Raw genomic sequence first — 22,865 nt, forward strand, 5'->3', positions numbered from 1 at the left:
CCCCTATTTGGAGAACCACACCATGATGAAGAACCAGCTCGCAGGCTTGATGAAACAGGCGCAAGCCATGCAGGACAACATGAAGAAAGCGCAGGAAGCGCTGGCCCTGGTCGAAGTCGAAGGCCAGTCGGGCGCAGGCCTCGTCAAGGTTGTCATGACCTGCAAGAACGACGTCAAGCGCGTCACCATCGACCCGTCGCTGCTCGGCGACGACCGCGACATGCTGGAAGACCTGGTGGCCGCCGCGTTCAACGACGCGTCGCGCAAGGCAGAAGCCACTGCCGCCGAAAAAATGAGCGGCGTGACCGCCGGCATGCCGGGCCTGCCGCCTGGCTTCAAGATGCCTTTCTGATCCAGGAATGATGCGGTCCTGCCGGCGCCATGCCGGCAGGCCGTCTTGTTCACGTATCCATGTCGACATCCCTCGAATTTCTCATCGAATCGCTCCGGCGCCTGCCCGGCGTGGGCCCCAAATCCGCCCAGCGCATGGCGTTTCATTTGCTCCAGCATGACCGCGAGGGTGCTGCGCAACTGTCGCGCGCGCTGTACCAGGCGGTCGACACGGTGCACCACTGCATCAAGTGCAATACCTTTTCCGACATCGAGATCTGCGACCTGTGCGCCGATCCCGAGCGCGACCACACGCTGCTGTGCGTGGTCGAAACGCCAGCCGACCAGTTGATGGTCGAGCAGACGCTGACCTGGCGCGGTTTGTATTTCGTGTTGATGGGGCGCCTGTCGCCATTGGACGGCATCGGGCCGCGCGACCTGCACCTGGAAAAGCTGGTGACGCGCGCCACCGATGAGGTGGTGGGTGAAGTGGTGCTGGCCACCAATTTCACCAACGAGGGTGAAGCCACCGCGCACTACATCAGCGAAATGCTCAAGGCGCGCGGACTCAAGGTCAGCCGCCTTGCGCGTGGTGTGCCAGTTGGCGGCGAACTCGAATATGTCGACGCGGGCACGATCGCGCGCGCGATGCTTGATCGGCGCAGCACGTAGGCGTCATTGCCGGCTTGCGCGCCGGTATGTCCGAGAAGAGGCCCGTTGACGCGGGCCTCCTTTCTTTCTGGCACAGTTTTCTGGCACCATAATCTGGCACCATAATCTGGCACCATAATCTTGCACCATAGACAGCACGCGGGTAGCACTCAGGGAGACAGCATGCAGGGATGGAAGAAATGGACGTTGCGCGGCCTTGCCGCGTTGCTGGGCCTCGTCCTGCTGGTGTTGCTGGGCGCCTGGTTGTTCCTGCGCGCCAGCCTGCCGCAGCTCGACGGCGAGCGCCAGGGCGCGGGCCTGTCCGCCGAGGTCCGCATCGAGCGTGACGCCAGCGGCGTGCCCCTGATCACCGGCGCCACACGGCTCGACGTCGCATATGCAACCGGTTTTGTGCACGCCCAGGAACGCTTCTTCCAGATGGACCTGCTGCGCCGCACGGCAAGCGGCGAGCTGGCCGAGCTGTTCGGGCCACGCGCCGTGCCGCTCGACCGCGCTAACCGGCTGCACCGTTTCGCCGCCCGCGCCCGGACCACGTTCGCGCGCCTGGCACCGGCCGAGCGTGCGCTGCTGGAGCGCTATGCGGCCGGCGTCAACGCCGGCCTGGCGGCGTTGAACGCGCGACCATTCGAATACGCGTTGACTGGCGCTGCGCAGCGTCCCTGGCATGGCGCCGATTCGCTGCTCGTCGTCTGGGCCATGTACATCGATCTGCAAGGCATGCAGGCGTCGCGCGACATCGCGCGCGGCTGGCTGCGCGAGCATAGCGACGCCGCGCAACTGGCGTTCCTGCTGCCCGAGGCAACCGCGTTCGACACCACGCTCGATGGCGGCGCGCCGCCAGCGCCGGGCTCGATTCCCGCACGTGCGCCTGCCTGGTGGGGCGCCGCCGCCGCCGCACCAGACACCCCCATCAAGCTGGCCGGCCTCGACGTGACCGATGCCGTCGGCAGCAACAATTATGCGCTCGCCGGCAGCCGCAGCACGAATGGCGCAGCGATCGTCGCCGACGACATGCATCTTGGCCTGCAACTGCCGAACATCTGGTACCGGCTCGCGCTGCGCTTTCCCGATCCGGCGGCGCCCGGTGGCCAGCGCCGCCTGGTGGGCGTGAGCCTGCCCGGCGCGCCGCCCTCGGTCATCGTCGGCAGCAATGGCCAGGTGGCGTGGGCCTTCACCAACAGCTACGCCGATGCACTTGACCTGGTCGAACTGGGCGTCGATGCCGCGCGCCCGGGCCAGCTGCAAGTGGCGGGCAAATGGGAAACGCCGCAGGAACACGTCGAGTCGATCCTGGTGAAAGGCGCGCCGGCTGAACGGATGGTCGTGCGCGAGACGTCGCTCGGCCCGGTGCGCGAAGTCGCCGGCCGCAGTTACGCCGTGCACTGGATCGCGCACGATCCGGCAGCGCTGAACATGCATCACATCCAGCTCGAGTCCAGCGCGACGCTCGCTGCAGCGCTGGCGACGGCGGCCACCGATGGCATCCCGGCGCAGAACTTCGTGGCCGGCGACACGCAGGGGAACATCGGCTGGACGATTGCCGGTCTGCTTCCGCAGCGCACCACCGCCCCTGGCGACACCACGTTTCCGCTGGCGCTGGCCGGCGCAACGCCTACCTGGACGGGCGCGCTGCCCTACGCCGCGCATCCACGCGTGATCAACCCCGCCAACGGCCAGCTCACCACCGCCAACAGTCGCCAGTTGATGGGCGCCGGTTACGCACTGCTGGGCGACGGCGGCTACGACCTGGGCATGCGCAACCGCCAGCTGCACGATGGCCTGGCCGCTTTGGGCGCGCAGACCGATGTGCGGCGCGCGTTCGACGCGGCGCTGGACGACCGGGCAATCCTGATCGGCGCCTGGCGTGAGCGCGCGCTGACGGCGCTCGACGCCGGGGCGCTGGCAGGGCATCCGGCGCGCGCCGAGTTTCGGCGCCTGCTCGAGACCAGCTGGGATGGCCGGGCCAGTGTGAATTCGGTCGGCTACCGCCTGGCGCGCGATTTTCTGTGGGCGCTGCATGACCTCCTGTACGGCGGGGCCAACCAGGCGCTGAAGGACCTCGACCCGAAAGCCAGCGCTGCCGGCGCCAGTGCGCGCTGGCCGGCCGTGGTGGCGCGCCTGCTCGATGCACGACCGGCCGGCTGGCTGCCGCCGGGCCACGCCGATTGGCAGGCGCTGCAAGTGGCCGCGGTAGACCGCGCGATCGCCGCGCTGCAGGACGCCGGCACGCCGCTGGCGCAAGCCACCTGGGGTCAGCGCAACACGTCAGGCGTCGCCCATCCGATCAGCATGGCGGTGCCGGCGCTGCGGCCCTGGCTGGCCGCGCCGGCCGACCAGCTGGCAGGCGACGCGCACATGCCGCGCGTGGCCGGACCGAAGTTCGGCCAGTCCGAACGCCTGGTGGTCTCGCCGGGGCGGGAAGAAGAAGGTTTGTACAATATGCCGGGCGGGCAGAGCGGGCATCCGCTGTCGCCGTTCTTCCTGACCGGCCACCAGGCGTGGGTCGATGGCAAACCGACGCCATTGCTGCCGGGGGCCGCGCGCTACACACTGCGCCTGCATCCCTGATCGCGCTGATCGGGCTGATAGCGCTGATGCTGCCGGCCTTACCTGGCCGGCAGCATCAGCTGCACGACCTGCAGCAGCTCGGTGATCGTCTCGGCAGTGGACGGGTGGCCAAGGTAGTAGCCCTGCACCATATCGCAGCCATATTCCTCCAGCAGCAACAGCTGTTCGCCCGTCTCGACCCCTTCGGCCACCACCACCATTTTCAGGCCGTGCGCCATCGCGATGATCGCGCGCGTGATGGCGGCGTTTTCGGCATCCTGCGGCAGGCCTGAAATGAAGCTGCGGTCGATCTTGAGAGCACGGACGTCGAAGCGTTTCAGGTAATTCATCGACGAATACCCGGTCCCGAAATCGTCGATCGACAGGTGCACGCCGATGTTGCGCAGGCGTTCTAGCGTGACCATCGTGGCGCGCGCATCGTCCATCAGTGTGCCTTCGGTCAGCTCCAGTTCGAGCAGGCGCGGTTCGAGCCCCGTGTCGAGCAGCGCCGAGAGCACGATCTGCGACAGGTTCTCGTCCTTGAACTGCTTGGCTGACAGATTCACTGCAATGCGCAGCGTGCGCTGCGTCAGGCGTTGCCACGTGCGCGCCTGGCGGCAGGCCGTGCGCAGCACCCATTCGCCGATCGGTACGATCAGGCCCGTCTCTTCGGCCAGCGGAATGAACTCGGTCGGCGCAATCAGGCCCCGCTCGGGATGGCGCCAGCGCACCAGCGCTTCGACGCCGACGATCTCCGCGCTGGCCACGTCGCGCTGCGGCTGGTAGACCAGATACAGCTCGTCGTTCTGCAGTGCGCGGCGCAGGCCCACTTCGAGCTTCACGTGGCTCATGATCTGCATCGTCAGCGATGAGCTGTACAGCTTGGCGTTGTTCTTGCCGCAGCTCTTGGCGTGGTACATCGCGGTGTCGGCAAACTTGAGCAGCGAGCCCGAATCGTCGCCGTCTTCCGGGAACAGCGAGATGCCGATGCTGGCCGTGACGAAGATCTCGTTGCCTTCGATGACAAAGGAGCGCCGCATTGCTTCCTTGACCCGGTGCGCGACATTGAGCGCATGTTCGACCCGTTCCAGATCCGGGATCAGGATCGTGAATTCGTCGCCGCCCAGGCGCGCCAGGTTGCTGGCGCCGTCGCCGTTTGCTGCACCGCTGTCCCCGCGCGAGACCAGATCGCTCGGGCGCGTGGTGTCGCGCAGACGCTCGGACACCATCTTGAGCAGCTGGTCGCCAGCGTTGTGGCCAAGCGTGTCGTTGATGCGCTTGAACGCGTCGAGATCCATGAACAGCACCGCGAACTTCTTGTTGCCGATCCGCGAGCGGTGCAGCTCGCGCTCGAGCGTCTCCAGGAACGCCTGGCGGTTCGGGATGCCAGTCAGGCCGTCGCAATAGGCCAGGCGCCGGATCTGTTCTTCGGCGCGTTTGCGCTCGCTGATGTCGCGCACTAGGCCCAGCACTTCGAACGGGCTGGTGGCCACCAGGCGCGCCTCGAAATGCTGGGCGATGCCGCAGTCGACCAGCTCGTATTCGACCGAGCGGACTTCGCGGGTGGCCAGCACGGTCTTCATCTGGTCCAGCATGCGCCCGGCGATTTCGGGTGGCAGCGTATCGGCCAGGTGCTTGCCGATGAAGCGGGCGCCGGCACCGTCGGCCGCTACCGTACCGGTGGGGCTGCCCTGGGGCTGACGTGCATGGCCGGCCTCGTAATCCAGATAGAAGCCGTCGGCATTCAGGCGAAAGAAGGTATCGGGAATCGCCGCCAGCACGGCGCGGTTCTGGGCGTCGGCAATGCGCAGGCGCGCGATGGCGTCGCTGGCGCGCAGCACGTACAGCACGCGGTGCCCGAGGATCGGCCAGTTGATCGGCTTGGACACGAAATCGGTTGCGCCCACTTCATAGGCATGGGTGACGGCGTCGATGTCGTCGCTGCCCGTCACCATGATGACCGGCACGCAGGCGCCATCGCGTTCGGCCGCGCGCAGTGCGCTGCAGGCAGCGAAACCGTCCATGCGTGGCATATCGACGTCCATCAGAATCAGGCCGGGCTGGCTGCTGCGCGCCTGGGCCAGGGCCTCGATGCCGTCGCCGGCCTCGATGCCCTCCAGGCCGACCTGCGCCAGCATCTCAAGCATCAACAATCGCATGACGGGATCGTCGTCGGCCACCAGGACCGTCACGCGCTGGGTGGGGGCACAGGGCATGTCAGGACTCCTTTTCAAGCGATGCGTGAAGCGCCTGGCGCACCGAGCGGAACTCGCGTTCCAGGTCGGACAGCAGCGGGCCGCCGCTGTCCACGTTGCCGCTGCGTCCCAGTTGTTCGAGGTCGCGGCACAGACCGGACAGGCGCACCGCGCCGATATTGGCGCTGGCCGATTTCAGGCCATGGGCCACGCGCCGCACGCTCTCCGCATCGCCTTCGCCCAGCGCCTGGCGCAGCGCGTGCAACTGGCGCGGCGTGTCGCCGACGTAGGCGGCGATCACCTTGTTGACGAGCGCGTCGCCGTTGTCGCGGCTCAGGGCGCGGATGTTCTCCAGGGCAGTGCGGTTGATGGTGGCGGGGTCCGGGGCGATGCGCGTGGCGGCAGGTGCGGGCGCGGGTTTGGCTGGCAGCAGCGGCGTCGCCGGCGCAATCTCGACCACCGGCTCGTCGCCGTGCTCGCGCGCCGACAGCAGCGGCATCGCGATCCAGCGACCGATGACGGCGGCCAGTTGCTGCTGGGTGAAGGGCTTGGACAGGTAGTCATCCATGCCCGCAGCCAGACACGCTTCGCGGTCGCCCTGCAGCGCGTTGGCGGTAATGGCAATGACGGGTAACCCGCGCTGGCGGCCCATCTCGCGTTCGTGGCGCCGGATCTCGCCGGTGGCCGCAAAGCCGTCCATCACCGGCATCTGGCAATCCATCAGCACCGCATCCCAGCGGCCTTCGTGCACCGCGCGCAGCGCTTCCTGGCTGTTTTTCGCGCAGCCCGTTTCCAGGCCCAGGCTTTCCAGCATCGCGCGCGCGACTTCGACGTTGACCGGGTTGTCCTCGGCCAGCAGCACGCGTCGCGCGCGTCTGGCCGGTGGCAGTGCGGGCGCCGCGTCGCTGGCCGCAGCCGGTGGCAACGCCCGTCGCGGCAGGCGCGCGGCCAGGCACGCATACAGATCGGCCGCGCGCGCCGGCTTGACGAGCTGGTAGGCCACGCCCGCCTCGCGCCGCTGCACCGGATCGGCGGCCAGCCGCTCGGGGCTGAGCAGCACCAGATGCGTGCTCCGCGCCAGCGGCTCGGCGCGCACTGCCGCGGCCAGTGCCAGGCCGCTGGTCTCGCGCAATTCCATGTCCAGCACCGCCGCATCGTAGGGCTGCCCGGCCCGGGCCGCGTTGACCAGCCGTTCGAATGCGAGCGCGCCACCGACGTCGTCGCAGCGTGCCTGCCATGCTGTCAGCTGCTGCACCAGCGCCTTGCGGCTGGCATCCTGATCGTCAACGACCAGCACGCGCAGGCCGTCCAGCGTGTTGCGCTGATGGCCCGGTGCCTCCGGGTCGATCCGGTGCTTGTCGAAGCTGACCGTGAACCAGAAGACCGAGCCACGCTGCTGTGCATTCTCGACGCCGATGGCGCCGTTCATCAATTCGACCAGCTGCTTCGAAATCGCCAGCCCCAGGCCGGTGCCGCCATACTTGCGGGTGGTGGAATCGTCCGCCTGCGAAAAGGCGTTGAACAGGCGCGCCCGTGCCTCGCGCGAAATGCCGATGCCGGTGTCGTGCACCTCGAAGCGCAGCGCGACCTGCTGCGCATCTTCGCCGGCCACGCGCACGCGCGCCAGGATCTGGCCATCGTCGGTGAACTTGAGCGCGTTGCCCAGCAGGTTGGCCAGGATCTGGCGCAGCCGGTTCGGGTCGCCGCAGATCGCCACCGGGATGTCGTTGGCGATGTCGAACTCGCAGCCCAGGCCCTTGGCCGCAGCCTGCGGCGTGTAGACGTTGTGGATGTCGTCGAGCAGGTCCCACAGGTTGAAGTTGATGTATTCGATCGTGAGCTTGCCGGCCTCGATCTTGGAAAAATCGAGGATATCGTTGATGATCACCAGGAGGTGCTCGCCCGAGCGCTTCACCAGCTGCGTGTAGTTGCGCTGGGCCTCGGTCAGGGGCGTGGCCAGCAGCATGTCGGTCATGCCCAGCACGCCGTTCATCGGGGTGCGGATCTCGTGGCTCATCGTGGCCAGAAAACCGCTCTTGGCGCGGCTGGCCGCCTCGGCCGCGTTCTTGGCTTTCTCGAGCTGCTCGGTGCGCACGCCGACCTGGCGTTCGAGTTCGTCGCGGTGGTGCAGCAGGGCGGCGCCGCGCTCTTCGATCTGCGCCAGCATGCTGTTGAAGCTGTCGATCAGCACACCCAGTTCGTCGCTGCGCTGATGCGGCACGCGCAGGCCGTAGTTCTGGCTGGCCGAGACCTTTTGCGCGGCCTGGATCAGTTTGGTGATCGGCTCGGCGATGCTGTGCTTGAGCCGTCCGGCCAGGCCAAGCGAGACCAGCATCGCCGCGCCCATCGCCAGACCGATCACGCCCAGGCTGGCGGCGATATCGAGCCACATCGGCAGCAGGTCGGCTTCGATCATCACCGCGCCCACCACCAGCTCGCCGTGCTGGACGGCCTGCACCACGCGCATGTGGCGTCCCAGCAGCGCGCGGCCAGCACGGTTGACCTGTTCCAGCGTGCCGGCATCGGTGCCCTCCAGGGCAGGCAGGTCCGTGTCCTGACGCGCCGGCGTGCGGTAGGTGGCGATGATCTGGCCGAAGCGGTCGTACAGCGCTGCTGCCGAAATGCTGCGCTGGGCTTCGAGGACCGACAGCGTGGCACCGGCCTGCTTGCGGTCGACCAGCAGCAGGTCACCGGCGCTGGCCGCACCGAGGATGCGTGCGAACGCCGCCAGCTGCACGGCTTCATCCTTGCGGTGGTTGTGAATGGACGTGACGGCGAACGCACCGAACACGAACAGCAATGCGGTCGCCGTCGAGAGCAGCGAGATGATGGTCAGCTTCCGGTTCAGGCTCGAGCGCTCGAAGTTCGGCATCGCAATTCCCGCGGTGGGCACAGCGGCATGGACCTGCACGACGCGGATCCTCCGCGCGGGCAAGAGCCCGCAGGAAAAAAATATACGGGGTAGGGGCGTGCGCGGCTTTGCGAGAGCGCAAACAGGGCAGGCGAACCGGGTTCATGTTGCAAACACGCCCAAATCCGCGAGGGACTGTCGCGGACCGCAGCGGCGCCTGCGGGATAACCCGATGTGGGTATTTTAATAACGCGACCGGCTGGCTGTCTTACAATCCTGCCTGGCACGACTCACAAGGATTTTCATGAACAACGCTTCCGCTACCGCCAGTCCCCAATGGGGCATGGGCGTCGATCTTGAACGCTGCATTGGCTGCCACGCCTGTGCCGTCGCCTGCAAGGTGGAGAATGCCGTGTCGCTGGGGTTTTTCCGCACCAAGGTGTATTACTACGATTACGCGGCCACCAACCCGTTCAATCGCCAGCCGACGACGAAGCGGGCGTTCCTGCCGACGCTGTGCATGCAGTGCACCGACGCGCCGTGCCTGGACGCCTGTCCCACCGATGCCATCACGCGCAGTGCGGACGGTATCGTGCACATCGATGTCGACGTCTGCGACCGCAGTCGCGATTGCATCAAGGCCTGCCCGTACGGCGCCATCCACATCGATCCCGTCTCGCAAGTGGCGGACAAATGCGATTTTTGCGCGCACCGGCTGGAGGCGGATATGGCGCCAGCCTGCGTGGAAGTGTGTCCGGCCGGTGTGTTTGCGTTCGGCGACCTGAAGGATCCTGCCAGTCCTGTCAGCGTATTCAACGCCACGCATGGCACGCAGGTCAAGGCAATGAAAGCGGAAGAGAAGACGCGCCCGCGCGTGCAGTACCGCGGCCTTGGTACGGCCGTGCCGCTGGCAATGGAAAAGAAGGTGCCCAAAGGGCGCCCGCATGATCCGTTATCGTACGAAACCGATACCTGGGACCAGCTCAAGGCGGCATTCTCGCCGGCGCCAGCGTCGACGCCCCACCCGAAAACACCACGGAAAGCGTAATCATGGACCGCCGTCATTTCATCAAGCGGGGCTTCGGCGCCATGGCCACGCTGGGCCTTGGCGACACGATCCTGCTCACGCACGGCGCCGCGCAGGCGGCCGACCAAGTGCTCAATTACACCCCTGTGCTGGCGGGCGAACGCGCCGGCCAGCTGCGCAAGGTGAAAAACAATTACCGCACCGCCAAACGCATCACCAGCGTGTGCCTGAACTGCTCGACCGTCTGCGGCATCGAGGCCCATGTGGTGGACAACAAGGTCATCAAGATACGGGGTAATCCGCTCGACCCGAACATGGGCAGCCACATGACCTGCGCGAAGGGCCAGTCGGGACCGACGATCAACGATTATCCGGAGCGGTTGCTGTATCCGTTAAAGCGCGTGGGCAAGCGGGGCGAGGGCCTGTGGCAGCGCATCAGCTGGGACGAGGCCTACACCGAAGTGGCCGACCGCATCAAGGCGAGCATCGCCAGCGGCCACCCGGAGCGCGTGGCGCTGCACCAGGGCCGCTCGCGCATCGACGCGGAAATCAACCGGTTTTTATCGGCCATCGGCACGCCCGTGCAACTGAATCACCGCGCCCTGTGCTCATCGAACAAGCGGGCTGCGAATTATGTATCGCTGGGCGAGACAGACTGGGAATCCATCGACGCCGAGCGCTGCAAGTACTTTCTTAATTTCGGCGCCAATTTCTACGAGGCGCACCAGGGCGGCCTGCATCTGGTCAGCCGCGTCGTCAAGGCGCGCTACGACCATGGCGCCAAGCTGGTGACGTTCGACGTGCGCCTGTCCAACACGGCCGGGCGCAGCGACGAGTGGCACCAGCCGTTTCCTGGCACCGAAGGCGCTGTGGCGCTGGCAATGGCCCACGTCATGCTGCGTGAAAACGAGTTCGACCAGGCGTTCGTGGACAAGTACGTCCAGCCAGGTGTCGCCACGCTGCGTACGTGGCTGGCTGATTGCACGCCGGCATGGGCCGCCAAACTGTCGGGCATCGCGGTGGCCGACATCGAACGGCTGGCGCTGGAATTTGCGCGCGCCCGTCCCGCCACCGTTGCTTTCTCCAACCGGGGCGTCGGCGCGCACTTCAACGGCTTCAATGGCGAGCGTGCGGTCGTGATGCTCAATGCACTGGCCGGCTCCATCGCCAGGCCGGGCGGGTATTGCTACGGCCTCGACGAGAAACTGTCGATCAGCCGCTACCCCCAGCCACTGCCGCTGCCGCCGGCACCAAAAATTCGCACGGACTTGGAAGACCCTCCCGAGTGGCCGCTGGCGAACCGCTGGCAGAAGATGAAAGTGGGACAGATCGTCTACGACTTCGTGCGCCAGGGCCGGGCCAAACTCGACGTTTATCTGACCTACACGCTGGGTTCACCGATGACGTGGCCGGAGGGCCGCAGCACGACGGTCGAGGTGCTGCTCGATGAAACGCTGATCCCGTTCCATGCATGTTCCGACATTGTCTACTCCGAGACAGCCCATTATGCCGACCTGATCCTGCCGGATGCGACGTACCTGGAACGCTGGGGTCTGGATATCCGCAACAATCTCGAATTGACCCACTTCGTCACGCTGTGCCAGCCGCTCACCAAGCCACCTGGCGATGCACGCAGTTTTGCCGACGTCCTGTTCGACATCGGCCGGCGTCTGGGGCCGGAACAGGCGAAATATTTCCAGTTCGGCAGCCACGAGGATTTCGTGCGCATCCAGTGTTCGAAACTGCCGACGGTGGGGCCGGACGGGCGCCAGTTCAAGGATGGGTTCGAGTACATGAAATTCTACGGCGCGTTCGTCGACAAATCGGCGCCGAAACCGTACGAGATTTATCGCAAGCCGCTCAGCGACAAGCAACTGGCTGGGTCGCGCGTCGAGGGAGCGACCGGCGTTGTCTACCGCCCCAACGACAAGGGCAAGGACAGCGCCGTGGGCCTGCAGGTCGATGGACGGGCAGTGCGCGGCTTTGCCACGCCGTCACGCAAGTTCGAAATCCATGCGCCGGAGATCACGCAGGTGGCCAGGGCGCTTGGCATTGTCGACGATGGCATGCCAACCTTTGCACGCATTCCGTCGCACGTGGACTTGCCGGCAGACCGGTTCATTTTGACGTCGTTCAAATGGAACGTGCACACGCAGGGCAGGACGGCATCGCAGAAATACCTGTCCGAGATCGTGCACGACAATCCCATGTGGATCAATGTGGCAACGGCAAAAAAGCTGGGCGTGAAAAGCGGCGACATGGTCGAGCTGACGACGTACCGCCCGCGTTCCGGCGAGCACAAGGCGCAGCAGGCGTATCGCGGAACAGGCGAAGTGATCGGTTCGGCGCGCATGCGCGTGTTCGTCACGCGCGGCATCCATCCGCGGGTGGTGGCCGTGTCCAATTCGCTCGGGTGGATCAGTGGCGGCCGCGCCAGTGAGGGCAAGAGCGGCTGGCGGGCCGACGTGGCGGCGCGCGGCATCAGCCCAGATGCCGCCAAGGGCTATGCGCCGGTGCCAGCGCTGGATGACCTGAATGCGGGCGTCTGGTGGGACAAGAAGAACGGCGGGCGGGGCAATGGTGTCAACATCAATGCGCTGCTGCCGATCAATCCGCAGCCGCTGGTGGGCATGCAGGCATGGTTCGATACGGTGTGTTCGCTGCGCAAAGTGTCATCCTGAGCGCCGCCGCAGCGCACGGCTTCCAGCAGTGCGCTCGGCTCTACTCCTGATATGTAACTAACCAACTGTGAGACTACCAGGCAGAAAAGAGCGGTCTTCAAGGCCGTCCCTTACTTACGACGTCTCAGGGGTGCACGTTGAGGAGGGCAGGGCAGTGCGTAAAGCGATACTCGGACAGCGAGTCGCTCACCTGTTCATGGTTGGGAACGCGGGCGGCGTGCGCAGATCGACGCCGCCCGGCAGGTTACGGCAAAACGGGAATCAGTCGATTTCGCTGACGAATTGGTCGAGCGGGCGGCGCACTTTCGCCAGGCCTGCGAGCCAATCATCTTCGGTCTTGCGGTAGCCCAGCGGCAGAATGACCACGCTACGCAGATTACGCTCGCCCAGGTTCAGGATGCCGTCGACCGCGGCCGGATCGAAACCTTCCATCGGTGTGCAATCGACTTCCTCGAAGGCGGCGGCGATCATCGCCGCAGTGAAACCGATGTAGGCCTGGCGCGCCGCGTGCTCGAAGTTCACCTGCGCATCGCGGCCCGGATAGGTCGACAGCAGTTGCTGGCGATAGGCTTCCCAGCCTTCGTTGCGGAAACCGCGCACTTCGTTGGTCAGGTCGAACATGTGGTTGATCCGCTCGGGCGTGTAGTTGTCCCAGGCGGCAAAGACCATCAGGTGCGAGGCATCGACCACCTGCGCCTGGTTCCAGGCGACGTCCTTGATCTGGGCGCGCAGCGCCTGATTCTTCACGATCAGGATTTCATAGGGCTGCAGGCCGGACGACGTCGGCGCCAGGCGCGCCGCTTCGATGATCCGATCGATCTTATCCTGCGGCACCTTGCGGGTCGGGTCCATCGCCTTGGTGGCATAGCGCCAGTTCAGTTTGTCGAGCAATTCCATGTGAATCCTTCCAGATAAAAGATTCACCATTGTATTTTTTCTCAGCAGATAGATAAACTACGATTTTGGCAAATGATTTGTTCTTGAGGAGACAAGATGGCACGCAAGTTCGATCACCTGGCCGATGTCGAGGTGTTTCTGAGCGTCGTCGAGCACGGTTCGTTCAGCGCAGCGGCGGTCGTGCTCTCGACCACGCCGTCGGTGCTGAGTCGGGCCCTGTCGCGACTCGAAGTGCGGCTCGCCACACAATTATTGCGCCGGACCACGCGTAGCCTCAGCCTCACCGACGCCGGCCAGCGCTACGCCAACGAGGCACGCGACGCCTTCGCCCGCCTTGGGCAGGCAGAGCAGGCGATGCGCAGCACGACGGCGCAACTGAGCGGCAAGGTCCGCATGAGCGTGTCGACCGGCTACGGGCAGCAACGTTTGCCGCCCATCCTGGCCGCCTACGCACGCGCCTATCCGCTGGTCGAACTGGATGTCGACATCACCAACCGCAACGTCGATCTGGTGGCCGAGGGATTCGACCTGGCGATCCGCTCCGGCCCGCTGCCAAGCAGCACGATGGCCTCGCGCCAGCTGGAAGCATCGCCGCTGTGCCTGCTGGCATCCCCAGCCTACCTGGAAACCGCCGGTTCGCTGGCGACGCTCGACGACCTGGCCCGCCAGCAATGCATTGCCTTTGTCCGGCCCAACACCGGACGGGTGTTCCCCTGGCAGCTACGCGATGGCGGGCGCAATATCGACTGGATCCCGCCGGCATCGGTGATGGTATCGACCGACGCGATGGGCGTCATCTGGCTGGCCGAGCAGGGGATGGGGATCGCACTGTGTCCGCGCCTGTTTGCCGAAGCCAGCCTGGCAGCCGGACAGCTGGTGGAGATATTGCCACAGCTAAGTGGCCGCACGCGCGCCTTTTCGGTCGTCTATCCGGCGCACCGTGGCCTGTCGGCAGCGTCGCGCGCGCTGATCGACATGCTCGTCACGGCGCGGGACAGTTCAAAAAGCCGGGGTCAGGTCTGACATTTGGACACGGACTCTTCCTTAGCCCTTTCACAAGGTCTTTCATAAACAGACTATTGTTGAACTCGTGTCCGAATGTCAGACCTGACCCCGGCTGTGACTCTGGTCAAGCTATGCAGCAACTTTCATTTTCATATACTGGAGCCAATGTGCATAACGAATTACCCGCTAAATCTTCCAGCGTCCGGGTCCGTCAGGCCAGCCTCGCGGATCTTGATTTGCTCGTTCCGATGTTTGATCAATATCGCCAGTTTTACGACCGGGACAGCAGTCCCGCCGCAGTGCGAACGTTCCTGGCAGAGCGTTTAAAGAATGGTGATTCGGTCTTGTTTCTCGCGCAGGATGGCGAGGAGGCGCTTGGATTTACTCAGCTATATCCGAGCTTTTCATCCGTATCGATGGCCCGAACTTTTATACTCAACGATCTGTTTGTCGCAGAAAACGCTCGCCGCCGTGGTGTCGGCAAGGCCCTGATCGACGCTGCGATACGGCATGGCAAGGCGACTGGCGCGATCCGTCTGGGCTTGTCCACCGCAAAAGCCAATGAAACAGCACAGGCGCTGTATCAGGAAACTGGCTGGGTACGCGAAGAGGCCTTCGTAGCGTACAACCTTGGCCTGCTTGACTGAGGGAGCCTCAGACCTTTTCGCGTGCTGGCAGCGCTGGCTCGTGAGGCCTGACCGTATTCCTGGTAGCGAATCCCCGGTCATGAAAAAACCCCAAAAGTTGACATTCAACTTTTGGGGTTTTCAGTTCACGCGGCGTCGCCTCGACGACGCTCAGCTGCTACAGGCTCAGCAGCACGAAGCCCGACTCCCTCCATACCGCGCCTCCTGGCGCTCACGGAAGAACTCCTCGTACGTCATCGCCGGCTCATCCGGATGCGTACGCTCCATGTGCGCCAGGTACGTGTCGTACTCGGGCAGGCCGACCATCAGGCGCAGCGACTGCCCGAGGTAACTGCCGGCCTGCTTCAGGGTGCCGAACATCAGGTCACCTGCGGTGCGGGCATGGCGACGTACGGCGACTCTTTTGCGGTCGCGCCATTCGCCTTGCGGGCATCCATCACCGTGCGCAGGCCATAGAACAGCACGGCCAGCACGACGAAGATGAAGAAGCCGGCCAGGCTGGCGTTGACGTAGTCGTTGAAGATGATCCGTTCCATCTCGACGATCGACTTGGCCGGCGCCAGGATCGTGCCGGCGTCGTGCGCGGCCTGGTACTTGTTGGCGTGCGCCACGAAGCCGATGCGCGGGTCGTCGTGGAAGATCTTCTGGTAGCCCGCCGTCAGCGTGCAGGCCAGCAGCCACACGGTCGGCAGCGCAGTGACCCACGCGTACTGGCCGCGCTTCATCTTGAACAGCACGCAGGTGCCGAGCATCAGTGCAATACCGGCCAGCATCTGGTTAGCGATGCCGAACAGCGGCCACAAGGTGTTGATGCCGCCCAGCGGATCGACCACGCCCTGGTACAGGAAGTAACCCCAGGCCGCGACGCACAGGCCGGTGGCCAGCAGGTTGGCCGGCAGCGAATCGGTGCGCTTGAGCGATGGTGCGAACGCGCCCAGCAGATCCTGCAGCATGAAGCGGCCGGCGCGGGTGCCCGCGTCCACCGCGGTCAGGATGAACAGCGCCTCGAACAGGATCGCGAAGTGGTACCAGAACGCCATCATGGTCTGGCCACCGACCAGGTTCGACAGGATGTGGGCCATGCCCACTGCCAGCGTCGGTGCGCCACCGGCGCGCGAGATGATGGTGTGCTCACCGACGTCACGCGCCATCTGCTCCAGTGCTTCCGGCGTGATCACGAAGCCCATCTGCGAGACGGCAGCGGCGGCCGATTGCGCGGTGGTGCCCAGCAGGGCGGCCGGGCTGTTCATGGCGAAGTAGACGCCCGGGTCGATGGTCGACGCGGCGATCAGCGCCATCATGGCGACAAAACTTTCCATCAGCATGCCGCCGTAGCCGATGAAGCGCGCCTGCGTTTCATTTTCCAGCATCTTCGGGGTGGTGCCCGAGGCAATCAGCGCGTGGAAGCCCGACACGGCGCCGCAGGCGATGGTGATGAACAGGAACGGGAAGATGCCACCCGACCAGACCGGGCCCGAACCATCGACGAACTTCGTCACGGCCGGCATGCGCAGGTCAGGTGCGACGACCAGAATGCCGATCGCCAGCGCGAGGATGGTGCCGATCTTGAGGAAGGTCGACAGGTAGTCGCGCGGCGCCAGCAGCAGCCACACGGGAATCACGGCGGCGACAAAGCCGTAGCCGATCAGCATCCAGGTCAGTTCGGTACCGGTGAAGGTGAACATCGGGCCCCAGACTGGCGAATCGTGCACCCACTGGCCGCCGATGATGGCGAGCATCAGCAATACGAAACCGATCAGCGAAATCTCGCCGATGCGCCCGACCCGCACATAGCGCGAGTAGATGCCCATGAACAGCGCGATCGGGATCGTGGCCATCACGGTGAAGGTGCCCCACGGCGAACCGGTGAGTGCTTTCACGACGATCAGGGCCAGCACGGCCAGAATAATCACCATGATCATGAAGGTACCTAGCAGCGCGATCATCCCTGGAATCTCGCCCATTTCGGACTTGATCAGGTCACCGAGCGAGCGGCCGTCGCGGCGCGTGGACATGAACAGCACGATGAAATCCTGCACCGCGCCGGCGAACACGACGCCGGCCAGAATCCACATCATGCCGGGCAGGTAACCCATTTGCGCGGCAAGCACGGGGCCCACCAGCGGGCCGGCGCCGGCAATCGCCGCGAAGTGGTGACCGAACAAAACGTTCTTGTTGGTCGGCACGTAATCGAGACCGTCATTGAATTTGTGGGCGGGTGTCTGGCGGGTGGCATCGAGCCCCAGCACCTTGTTGGCGATGAACTTCGAGTAGAAGCGGTAAGCGATGAGATAGACGCAGCCGGCGGCCGCGACGATCCAGATGGCATTGATGGTTTCACCGCGTTTGAGCGCGATGTAGCCGAGCGAAAACGCGCCCAGGATGGACAAGGCGATCCATCCGAGCATGCTCGTCATTTTCTTCATTGGTGACTCCTCCGATATGGATTGATGCTTCGTACGCCAGTACATGCCGGCGCGATTCTTTACAGCATGGCAATGAGTATCTTGCACAATTATCAGGACTGCAAGCGCAACTATTACGCAGAAGCTACGTACCACTACGTAGGACGCATGCCCGTAACGCACGTAAAATGCGTCGCTTCTCTCAACAGAAGGCGGTCCGCCCATGCGGCTCAAGCAAAAAGTCATCATGCTGGCGGTCGCGCCGCTGGTCGTGGCCCTGTGCGCAATCACGCTCTACGTGCGCCAGCAGGCTGTCACTCTGGCGCAACAACAACGCGACACGATCGGCAGCGCCTACCTGGCCAGCAAGGAAGCCGAGCTGCGCCACTACGTCGAACTGGCCACGCGCTCGATCGCGCACCTGACCCAGAGCGGACGCAGCGATCCGGCCACGCAGGCTGAGGCAATCCGCATCCTGTCATCGCTGAGCTACGGCGGCGATGGTTACTTTTTCGTGTATGACACGCGCGGCAAGAACCTCGCGCATCCGCGCCAGCCGGAACTGGTCGGCACCGACATGTGGAACTGGCGCGACTCGACCGGCTCGCTGACGATCCAGCGCCTGATCGGACTGGCCGAGGGCGGCGGCGGGTTCCTGCGCTACACCTGGGCCAAGCCGTCGAGCAAGACAGCCGCGCCCAAGCTGGGCTACGTGGTCCCGGTCGCGCACTGGGGCTGGGTCATGGGCACCGGCATCTACCTTGACGATGTCGAGGCGGCGCTCGAACTGGTCGAGGCCCAGCAGTCGCGCAACAGCGACCAGACGCTGCTCTGGATGGCGGTCCTTGCCACGCTGGCGACAATCGGCGTGGCCGGTGGCGGGCTGGCGCTGAATATCAGCGAAGGGCGCCTGGCCGACGCCAAGCTGCGCGCGCTGGCCCAGCGCGTGGTGGAATCGCAGGAAGAAGAACGGGCGCGCCTGTCGCGCGACCTGCACGACGGGATCAGCCAGGCGCTGGTCTCGGTCAAGCTGCAGCTGGAGGCAGGCATCATCCGCCTCGATGGCGACGCCAACAAGCGCGAGCAGGCGCGCGCCGGCCTGGAGCGCACTGTCGACCAGGTCAACGCGGTGCTCGGCGAAGTGCGGCGCATCTCGCACGACCTGCGCCCGACGCTGCTCGACGACATGGGCCTGGCGCCAGCGCTGGAATACCTGGCCCGCGAATTCGGCGAAGACGCCGGCACGCCGGTGCGCTTTCGTGCGGCCGGCGCCGTGGATGCGCTGCCCGACATGGTCGGCACGGTGCTGTTTCGCATCGCGCAAGAGGCGCTGACGAATGTCGAACGCCACGCCCAGGCCAGCACCATCGAGCTCTCGCTCGAGCGCGTGGCCAACCGCGTCAGCCTGTCGATTGCCGACGATGGCGTGGGCTTTGATACCGATGGCGTGGCCGTGCACCCGAAGCGTGGCATCGGCTTGAGGAATATGATGGAACGGATGGAAGCGATCGGCGGGCGCCTGTCGGTCGACTCGTCGTCCAGCGGCACCAGCGTGGTGGCCAGCATCGACTTGAAGGAGTAGGGCAGTGAACGAAGACATCAAAGAAGTGAAGATTTTGCTGGTGGACGACCACCCGCTGGTGCGCGACGGCCTGCGCGCGCGGCTTGAGTCGGCGCCCCACCTGCACGTGGTGGCCGAAGCCGGCTCGAGCGCCGAAGCGCTGGAGCGCGCCGGCGAATACCACCCCGACCTGGTGCTGATGGACGTGAACATGCGCGGCGGCAGCGGCATCGAAGCCACCTTCCAGCTGACCGCACGTTTTCCCGGCATCGCGGTCCTGATGTTGTCAATGCACGACAAACCGGAATACGTGAGCCAGGCCATCGGCGCCGGTGCGCGCGGTTACGTACTCAAGGACGCGCCGGGCAAGGACATCGTGCTGGCCATCGACACCGTCATGGGCGGCGGTATTTATTACAGCGCCGCGCTGGCGCGCCAGCTGGCCAATCCGGCTGCCCCGAGCGACCAATTGACAGCGCGCGAGCACGAAGTACTGGGGCATATCGCTGCCGGCCAGTCGAACAAGCAGATCGCGCGCGACCTCGACCTGTCGGTGCGCACGGTCGAAACGCACCGCCTGAACATCAAGCGCAAGCTGGGCATCGAAGGCCAGGCTGAGCTGATCCGGTTCGCCGTGCAGCGGGCCGGGGGTAACTGATGGTCAACACTGGCTGTCCAGTAGGAAACTTCGATTTGCTTTATGGCATTCGGTGCAATAAGATTGCCTGGATACTACTTTGAAACTTTCCATGGCAGAGCAGGAAACATGTCCGCTGGTCGCAATCGAGCCAGTCGCCAACGCACAGAATGAATGGGTCGCACTCAGCGTGCGCCTGGCACCGGGCACCGACTTGGCCCAGCGCCTGCAGACCGTGTTCGGCACGCCCGACCTGCTGGCTGCTGCCGCGCCGCTCGACTGCCTGTTGAATCTGGACGACCCCACCACCTTCACCCCACCGATGCTGGCGCTGTTGCCGGCCAACCGCGTTGGCCTGGTGATCGACGCAAACGCGCTGGCGCTCGATGGCGTGGCGCGCAAGCTTGTTGAACTGCACGCCTGCGGTTACCGCATCTGGCTCGACGGCGACGTTCCCGACGGCGTCACGGCGCCATCCGCACTGCGCTCGGTCGCGCGCAACTGCCGCGTCGCTCCGATGCCACCGGGCCGTCTGGTGGCCCTGTTTGCCCCGCACATCGCGTATGGCGTCGACAACGCGCGCCGCTTCTTCGGCTGCGAGATCGCAGGCTTCGACTGGTTCATCGGCGACTACGCGTACGACCCGGACATCGCGCCATCGCCCGACGACGACGGCAGTTCGCGCCGCCGCATCCTCACGCTGCTGGGTTTGCTCGCACGCGACGCCGACTCGCGCGAACTCGAAGAGCAGGTCAAGCAGGATCCGGCGCTGGCCTACCACCTGCTCAAGCTGGTCAATTCGGCCGCCTTCACGATATCGACACAAGTGACCAGCTTCGGCCAGGCGATCACGGTGCTGGGCCGGCGCCAGTTGCAGCGCTGGCTGCAACTGCTGCTGTATGCGCGCCAGCAACCGGACGGCTTGCCCAACCTGCTGCTGCCGCTGGCCGCGCGCCGCGGCGCCCAGCTCGAAGCGCTCGCACGCCTGCAGGGCGACGACCGCGACGCGCAGGACCTGGCCTTCATGACCGGCGTGTTCTCGCTGCTCGACCGGCTGCTGCACATGCCGATGGCCGAGATCGCGGCCGAGCTGTACCTGCCCGACGACGTGGCCGGCGCCCTGATCGACCGCAGCGGCCAGCTCGGCGTGTGGCTGGCGCTGGTCGACGCCAATCCGAGCGGGGCGGCGCTGCACGAGGCCGGCGTGAGTCTCGACGACTGGTGGCACAGCCAGCTGCACGCATACCACTGGGCAATCGAGGTGGGCCGCAATGTCTGACGTGCGCGAACTGGCCCCGACCGCCTTCGTCCAGGGCACGAGCGCCGTCTGCGACGCGGTCCTGCGCCTGCGCGGCGACGCGCTGGTGCAGGAGCTGAGCCGCCTGGCGCGCACACTGACGGGCAGCGCGCACGGGCGCTTCGTGCCCGGTCCGGGCCTCGTCGATCCCGGCCAGCCCGGCGGGCGCGTGCTGCGCCACGCGGTGGCCGTGGGCCTCGAACAATTCGGCTGGTATGAAGTGAGCGGCTTTGCCGACCATGCCGAGGCCAGCGGACACACGCTGGCGGCACTGGCCGCACTGGCGCAACTGACCGCGAGCCTGATGCAGATGCATTCGCTGGCGCAGCGCTCGACCCACGCCTACGCACAGATGGAAGCGCAACTGGCGCACCAGTCGCAGATCCTCGACCAGATCCACGAGTCGGTGCTGACGATGGACCAGATGGGCTACATCACCAGCTGGAACCGCGGCGCCGAACGCCTGTTCGGCTACACGGCGCTTGAAGCGGTCGGCCGCAATATCCTGTTCCTGTACGCCGATGAAGACCTGAACGACGAGCAGGGCGGCGCGCCACCCGACCTGTTCGCCGAGCACGGCGGACGCATGATGGAAGTGAAACGCCGCAAGAAGTCGGGCGACATCTTCTGGGCCAGCCTGTCGCTCTCGCCCCTGCGCGACCTGGCCGGCCGCCCGAGCGGCCTGATCGCCTACCTGACCGACATCACCGAACGCAAACACGCCGAAGAGCAGCTGCACCACCTGGCCTACTACGACGAACTGACCGGCCTGCCGAACCGGACGCTGTTCGCGCGCCTGGTCGACCAGGCCTTGATGGTCGCGCAGCGCAACGAGACGGCTGGCTGCATCCTGTTCATCGACCTGAATCGCTTCAAGCGCATCAACGACACGCTGGGCCGGCGCATCGGCGACGAACTGCTCAAGCAGGTCGGCCAGCGCTTCAAGGCCACGCTGCGCGACGAAGACCTGGTAGCGCGCCTGTCGGGCGACGAATACGCAGTCGGCCTGGCCGACGTACGGCAGCACTTCGAAGCCACCACGGTGGCGCAAAAGCTGCAAGCCGCGCTCGACGCACCGTTCCTGATCGGCGGCCACGACCTGCGCCTGGGCGCCAGCATCGGCATCAGCGTCTACCCGCAGGACGGCAACGACGCCGAAACGCTGCTGGCGCTGGCCGACATCGCAATGGAACGGGCCAAGGGCGACGACGCCAACCCGGACCGCAGCGTCGCGTTCTACAGCCAGGACATGAACAAGGGCATGCAGGAGCGCATGCGCATCGAATCCGGCCTGCGCCATGCGCTGGGCAACGGCGAATTGGTGCTGTACTACCAGCCGAAGTTCGAAATCGCGAGCGGCCGCCTGGTCGGCGCGGAAGCGCTGGTGCGCTGGATGCATCCCGAGCGCGGCATCGTGCCGCCCGGCGAATTCATCCCGCTGGCCGAGACCACGGGCCTGATCGTGCAGGTCGGCGAGTGGGTGCTGGAAGAAGCCTGCGCGCAAGCGTCGATCTGGCAGCGCTCGGGCATCGCCCCGTTCCGCGTCGCGGTGAACGTGTCGGCGCGCGAATTCACGCCATCGCTGCCGGAACGCGTGGCCACTACGCTGCGGCGCTATCAGCTCGACCCGTCGTGGCTGGAGCTGGAGATCACCGAGAGCACGCTGATGCACGACGTGGATCGCGTGACAGCCATCATGGACCAGATCACGGCGCTGGGCGTGTCGCTGTCGCTGGACGATTTCGGGACCGGGTTCTCGAGCCTGTCGTATCTGAAGCGGTTCCCGATTCATACTTTGAAGATCGACCGCTCGTTCACGATGGGGATACCGGCGGACGGGAGTGACTGCGCGATTGCCGGGACGATCATCAGCATGGCGCGGCAGTTGTGCCTGCGCGTGATTGCCGAGGGTGTCGAGACGCTGGATCAGTTGGCGTTTCTGCGCGGCGCCGGGTGTGATGAGGTGCAGGGTTACTTGTATGCGGCGCCGTTGCCGGCGTATGCGTTCGAGAAGGCGTTGCGGGAGAATTGGGCGTTGGTGGGGTAGGCGAGGGGATCATGCGCGAGCGCGGCCGTTTTGCCCCGGTCAGAACTCCCTCATCTGGCCGATGAT

Annotated in this window: 16 protein-coding genes; 11 read left to right on the forward strand and 5 right to left on the reverse strand. The window is 65.4% G+C overall.

Going from position 1 to position 22,865, the window contains the following annotated elements; translation table 11 throughout:
• The first annotated feature begins 22 nt into the window (after window positions 1-22).
• The 3 genes from AC56LY_RS04450 (at window position 23) to AC56LY_RS04460 (ending at window position 3,570) form a co-directional block, all read left to right on the forward strand.
• The gene (locus AC56LY_RS04450; RefSeq protein ID WP_183550557.1) at window positions 23-352 is read left to right on the forward strand and encodes a YbaB/EbfC family nucleoid-associated protein; all 330 of its coding nucleotides are present in this window, start codon (window positions 23-25) and stop codon (window positions 350-352) included.
• A gap of 59 nt (window positions 353-411) precedes the next feature.
• On the forward strand, window positions 412-1,002 hold the full coding sequence (recR, locus tag AC56LY_RS04455) for a recombination mediator RecR (protein ID WP_183550560.1): 591 nt from the start codon (window positions 412-414) through the stop codon (window positions 1,000-1,002).
• A 162-nt stretch (window positions 1,003-1,164) separates the two neighbouring features.
• Window positions 1,165-3,570 carry a penicillin acylase family protein gene (locus tag AC56LY_RS04460; protein ID WP_499576893.1) on the forward strand — a complete coding sequence of 802 codons (2,406 nt, stop codon included), beginning with the start codon at window positions 1,165-1,167 and terminating at the stop codon, window positions 3,568-3,570.
• Window positions 3,571-3,608: 38 nt separating this feature from the next.
• On the opposite strand, the gene AC56LY_RS04465 is transcribed toward AC56LY_RS04460, so the two are convergent.
• Both AC56LY_RS04465 and AC56LY_RS04470 read right to left on the reverse strand, forming a co-directional pair.
• On the reverse strand, window positions 3,609-5,765 hold the full coding sequence (locus AC56LY_RS04465) for a putative bifunctional diguanylate cyclase/phosphodiesterase (RefSeq protein ID WP_499576895.1): 2,157 nt from the start codon (window positions 5,763-5,765) through the stop codon (window positions 3,609-3,611).
• 1 nt (window position 5,766) lies between these two features.
• Window positions 5,767-8,616, reverse strand: coding sequence for a response regulator (locus AC56LY_RS04470; protein WP_499576896.1), 2,850 nt, complete (start codon window positions 8,614-8,616; stop codon window positions 5,767-5,769).
• A 283-nt stretch (window positions 8,617-8,899) separates the two neighbouring features.
• Here AC56LY_RS04470 and AC56LY_RS04475 point away from each other — a divergent pair, with 283 nt between their 5' ends.
• A complete protein-coding gene (locus AC56LY_RS04475; protein WP_499576898.1) occupies window positions 8,900-9,643 on the forward strand; it encodes a 4Fe-4S dicluster domain-containing protein in 744 nt (247 codons plus the stop codon).
• Window positions 9,644-9,645: 2 nt separating this feature from the next.
• Window positions 9,646-12,303: a molybdopterin-containing oxidoreductase family protein gene (locus AC56LY_RS04480; protein WP_499576899.1), complete on the forward strand. Its 2,658-nt coding sequence runs from the start codon at window positions 9,646-9,648 to the stop codon at window positions 12,301-12,303.
• A gap of 261 nt (window positions 12,304-12,564) precedes the next feature.
• Here the strand turns inward: AC56LY_RS04480 and AC56LY_RS04485 are convergent, their stop codons facing one another.
• A complete protein-coding gene (locus tag AC56LY_RS04485; protein ID WP_499576901.1) occupies window positions 12,565-13,200 on the reverse strand; it encodes an NAD(P)H-dependent oxidoreductase in 636 nt (211 codons plus the stop codon).
• A gap of 96 nt (window positions 13,201-13,296) precedes the next feature.
• Here AC56LY_RS04485 and AC56LY_RS04490 point away from each other — a divergent pair, with 96 nt between their 5' ends.
• Both AC56LY_RS04490 and AC56LY_RS04495 read left to right on the forward strand, forming a co-directional pair.
• Complete coding sequence (locus AC56LY_RS04490; protein WP_499576902.1) at window positions 13,297-14,223, forward strand: LysR family transcriptional regulator; 927 nt, start codon at window positions 13,297-13,299, stop codon at window positions 14,221-14,223.
• Window positions 14,224-14,336: 113 nt separating this feature from the next.
• Entirely contained in the window at window positions 14,337-14,852 is a 516-nt protein-coding gene (locus AC56LY_RS04495; protein ID WP_499576904.1) for a GNAT family N-acetyltransferase, read from the forward strand.
• Window positions 14,853-15,017: 165 nt separating this feature from the next.
• On the opposite strand, the gene AC56LY_RS04500 is transcribed toward AC56LY_RS04495, so the two are convergent.
• Both AC56LY_RS04500 and AC56LY_RS04505 read right to left on the reverse strand, forming a co-directional pair.
• The gene (locus tag AC56LY_RS04500; RefSeq protein WP_183550582.1) at window positions 15,018-15,212 is read right to left on the reverse strand and encodes a YbdD/YjiX family protein; all 195 of its coding nucleotides are present in this window, start codon (window positions 15,210-15,212) and stop codon (window positions 15,018-15,020) included.
• Entirely contained in the window at window positions 15,212-17,278 is a 2,067-nt protein-coding gene (locus AC56LY_RS04505; RefSeq protein WP_183550585.1) for a carbon starvation CstA family protein, read from the reverse strand. The genes AC56LY_RS04500 and AC56LY_RS04505 overlap by 1 nt, the downstream gene beginning before the upstream one ends.
• 202 nt (window positions 17,279-17,480) lie before the next feature.
• On the opposite strand from AC56LY_RS04505, the gene AC56LY_RS04510 reads away from it, so the two are divergent.
• The 4 genes from AC56LY_RS04510 to AC56LY_RS04525 all read left to right on the forward strand — a co-directional run bounded on the left by AC56LY_RS04510 (window position 17,481) and on the right by AC56LY_RS04525 (window position 22,799).
• A complete protein-coding gene (locus tag AC56LY_RS04510) occupies window positions 17,481-18,839 on the forward strand; it encodes a cache domain-containing protein (RefSeq protein ID WP_499576906.1) in 1,359 nt (452 codons plus the stop codon).
• A 4-nt stretch (window positions 18,840-18,843) separates the two neighbouring features.
• On the forward strand, window positions 18,844-19,476 hold the full coding sequence (locus tag AC56LY_RS04515) for a response regulator (protein ID WP_499576907.1): 633 nt from the start codon (window positions 18,844-18,846) through the stop codon (window positions 19,474-19,476).
• Window positions 19,477-19,567: 91 nt separating this feature from the next.
• Entirely contained in the window at window positions 19,568-20,734 is a 1,167-nt protein-coding gene (locus tag AC56LY_RS04520; RefSeq protein WP_499576909.1) for an HDOD domain-containing protein, read from the forward strand.
• Window positions 20,727-22,799: a putative bifunctional diguanylate cyclase/phosphodiesterase gene (locus AC56LY_RS04525; RefSeq protein ID WP_499576910.1), complete on the forward strand. Its 2,073-nt coding sequence runs from the start codon at window positions 20,727-20,729 to the stop codon at window positions 22,797-22,799. The genes AC56LY_RS04520 and AC56LY_RS04525 overlap by 8 nt, the downstream gene beginning before the upstream one ends.
• Window positions 22,800-22,865 lie beyond the last annotated feature (66 nt).

The sequence above is a fragment of the Telluria sp. ZT3P25 genome, from assembly GCF_059685895.1.

What these genes read in the sequence shown, in the direction of transcription:
- AC56LY_RS04465 (WP_499576895.1), bottom strand. Translation starts at nt 5,765, where the DNA reads ATGCCCTGTGCCCCCACCCAGCGCGTGACGGTCCTGGTGGCCGACGAC.
- AC56LY_RS04475 (WP_499576898.1), top strand. Translation starts at nt 8,900, where the DNA reads ATGAACAACGCTTCCGCTACCGCCAGTCCCCAATGGGGCATGGGCGTC.
- AC56LY_RS04450 (WP_183550557.1), top strand. Translation starts at nt 23, where the DNA reads ATGATGAAGAACCAGCTCGCAGGCTTGATGAAACAGGCGCAAGCCATG.
- recR (WP_183550560.1), top strand. Translation starts at nt 412, where the DNA reads ATGTCGACATCCCTCGAATTTCTCATCGAATCGCTCCGGCGCCTGCCC.
- AC56LY_RS04460 (WP_499576893.1), top strand. Translation starts at nt 1,165, where the DNA reads ATGCAGGGATGGAAGAAATGGACGTTGCGCGGCCTTGCCGCGTTGCTG.
- AC56LY_RS04500 (WP_183550582.1), bottom strand. Translation starts at nt 15,212, where the DNA reads ATGTTCGGCACCCTGAAGCAGGCCGGCAGTTACCTCGGGCAGTCGCTG.
- AC56LY_RS04480 (WP_499576899.1), top strand. Translation starts at nt 9,646, where the DNA reads ATGGACCGCCGTCATTTCATCAAGCGGGGCTTCGGCGCCATGGCCACG.
- AC56LY_RS04525 (WP_499576910.1), top strand. Translation starts at nt 20,727, where the DNA reads ATGTCTGACGTGCGCGAACTGGCCCCGACCGCCTTCGTCCAGGGCACG.
- AC56LY_RS04490 (WP_499576902.1), top strand. Translation starts at nt 13,297, where the DNA reads ATGGCACGCAAGTTCGATCACCTGGCCGATGTCGAGGTGTTTCTGAGC.
- AC56LY_RS04485 (WP_499576901.1), bottom strand. Translation starts at nt 13,200, where the DNA reads ATGGAATTGCTCGACAAACTGAACTGGCGCTATGCCACCAAGGCGATG.
- AC56LY_RS04520 (WP_499576909.1), top strand. Translation starts at nt 19,568, where the DNA reads ATGGCAGAGCAGGAAACATGTCCGCTGGTCGCAATCGAGCCAGTCGCC.
- AC56LY_RS04470 (WP_499576896.1), bottom strand. Translation starts at nt 8,616, where the DNA reads ATGCCGAACTTCGAGCGCTCGAGCCTGAACCGGAAGCTGACCATCATC.
- AC56LY_RS04495 (WP_499576904.1), top strand. Translation starts at nt 14,337, where the DNA reads ATGCAGCAACTTTCATTTTCATATACTGGAGCCAATGTGCATAACGAA.
- AC56LY_RS04510 (WP_499576906.1), top strand. Translation starts at nt 17,481, where the DNA reads ATGCGGCTCAAGCAAAAAGTCATCATGCTGGCGGTCGCGCCGCTGGTC.
- AC56LY_RS04505 (WP_183550585.1), bottom strand. Translation starts at nt 17,278, where the DNA reads ATGAAGAAAATGACGAGCATGCTCGGATGGATCGCCTTGTCCATCCTG.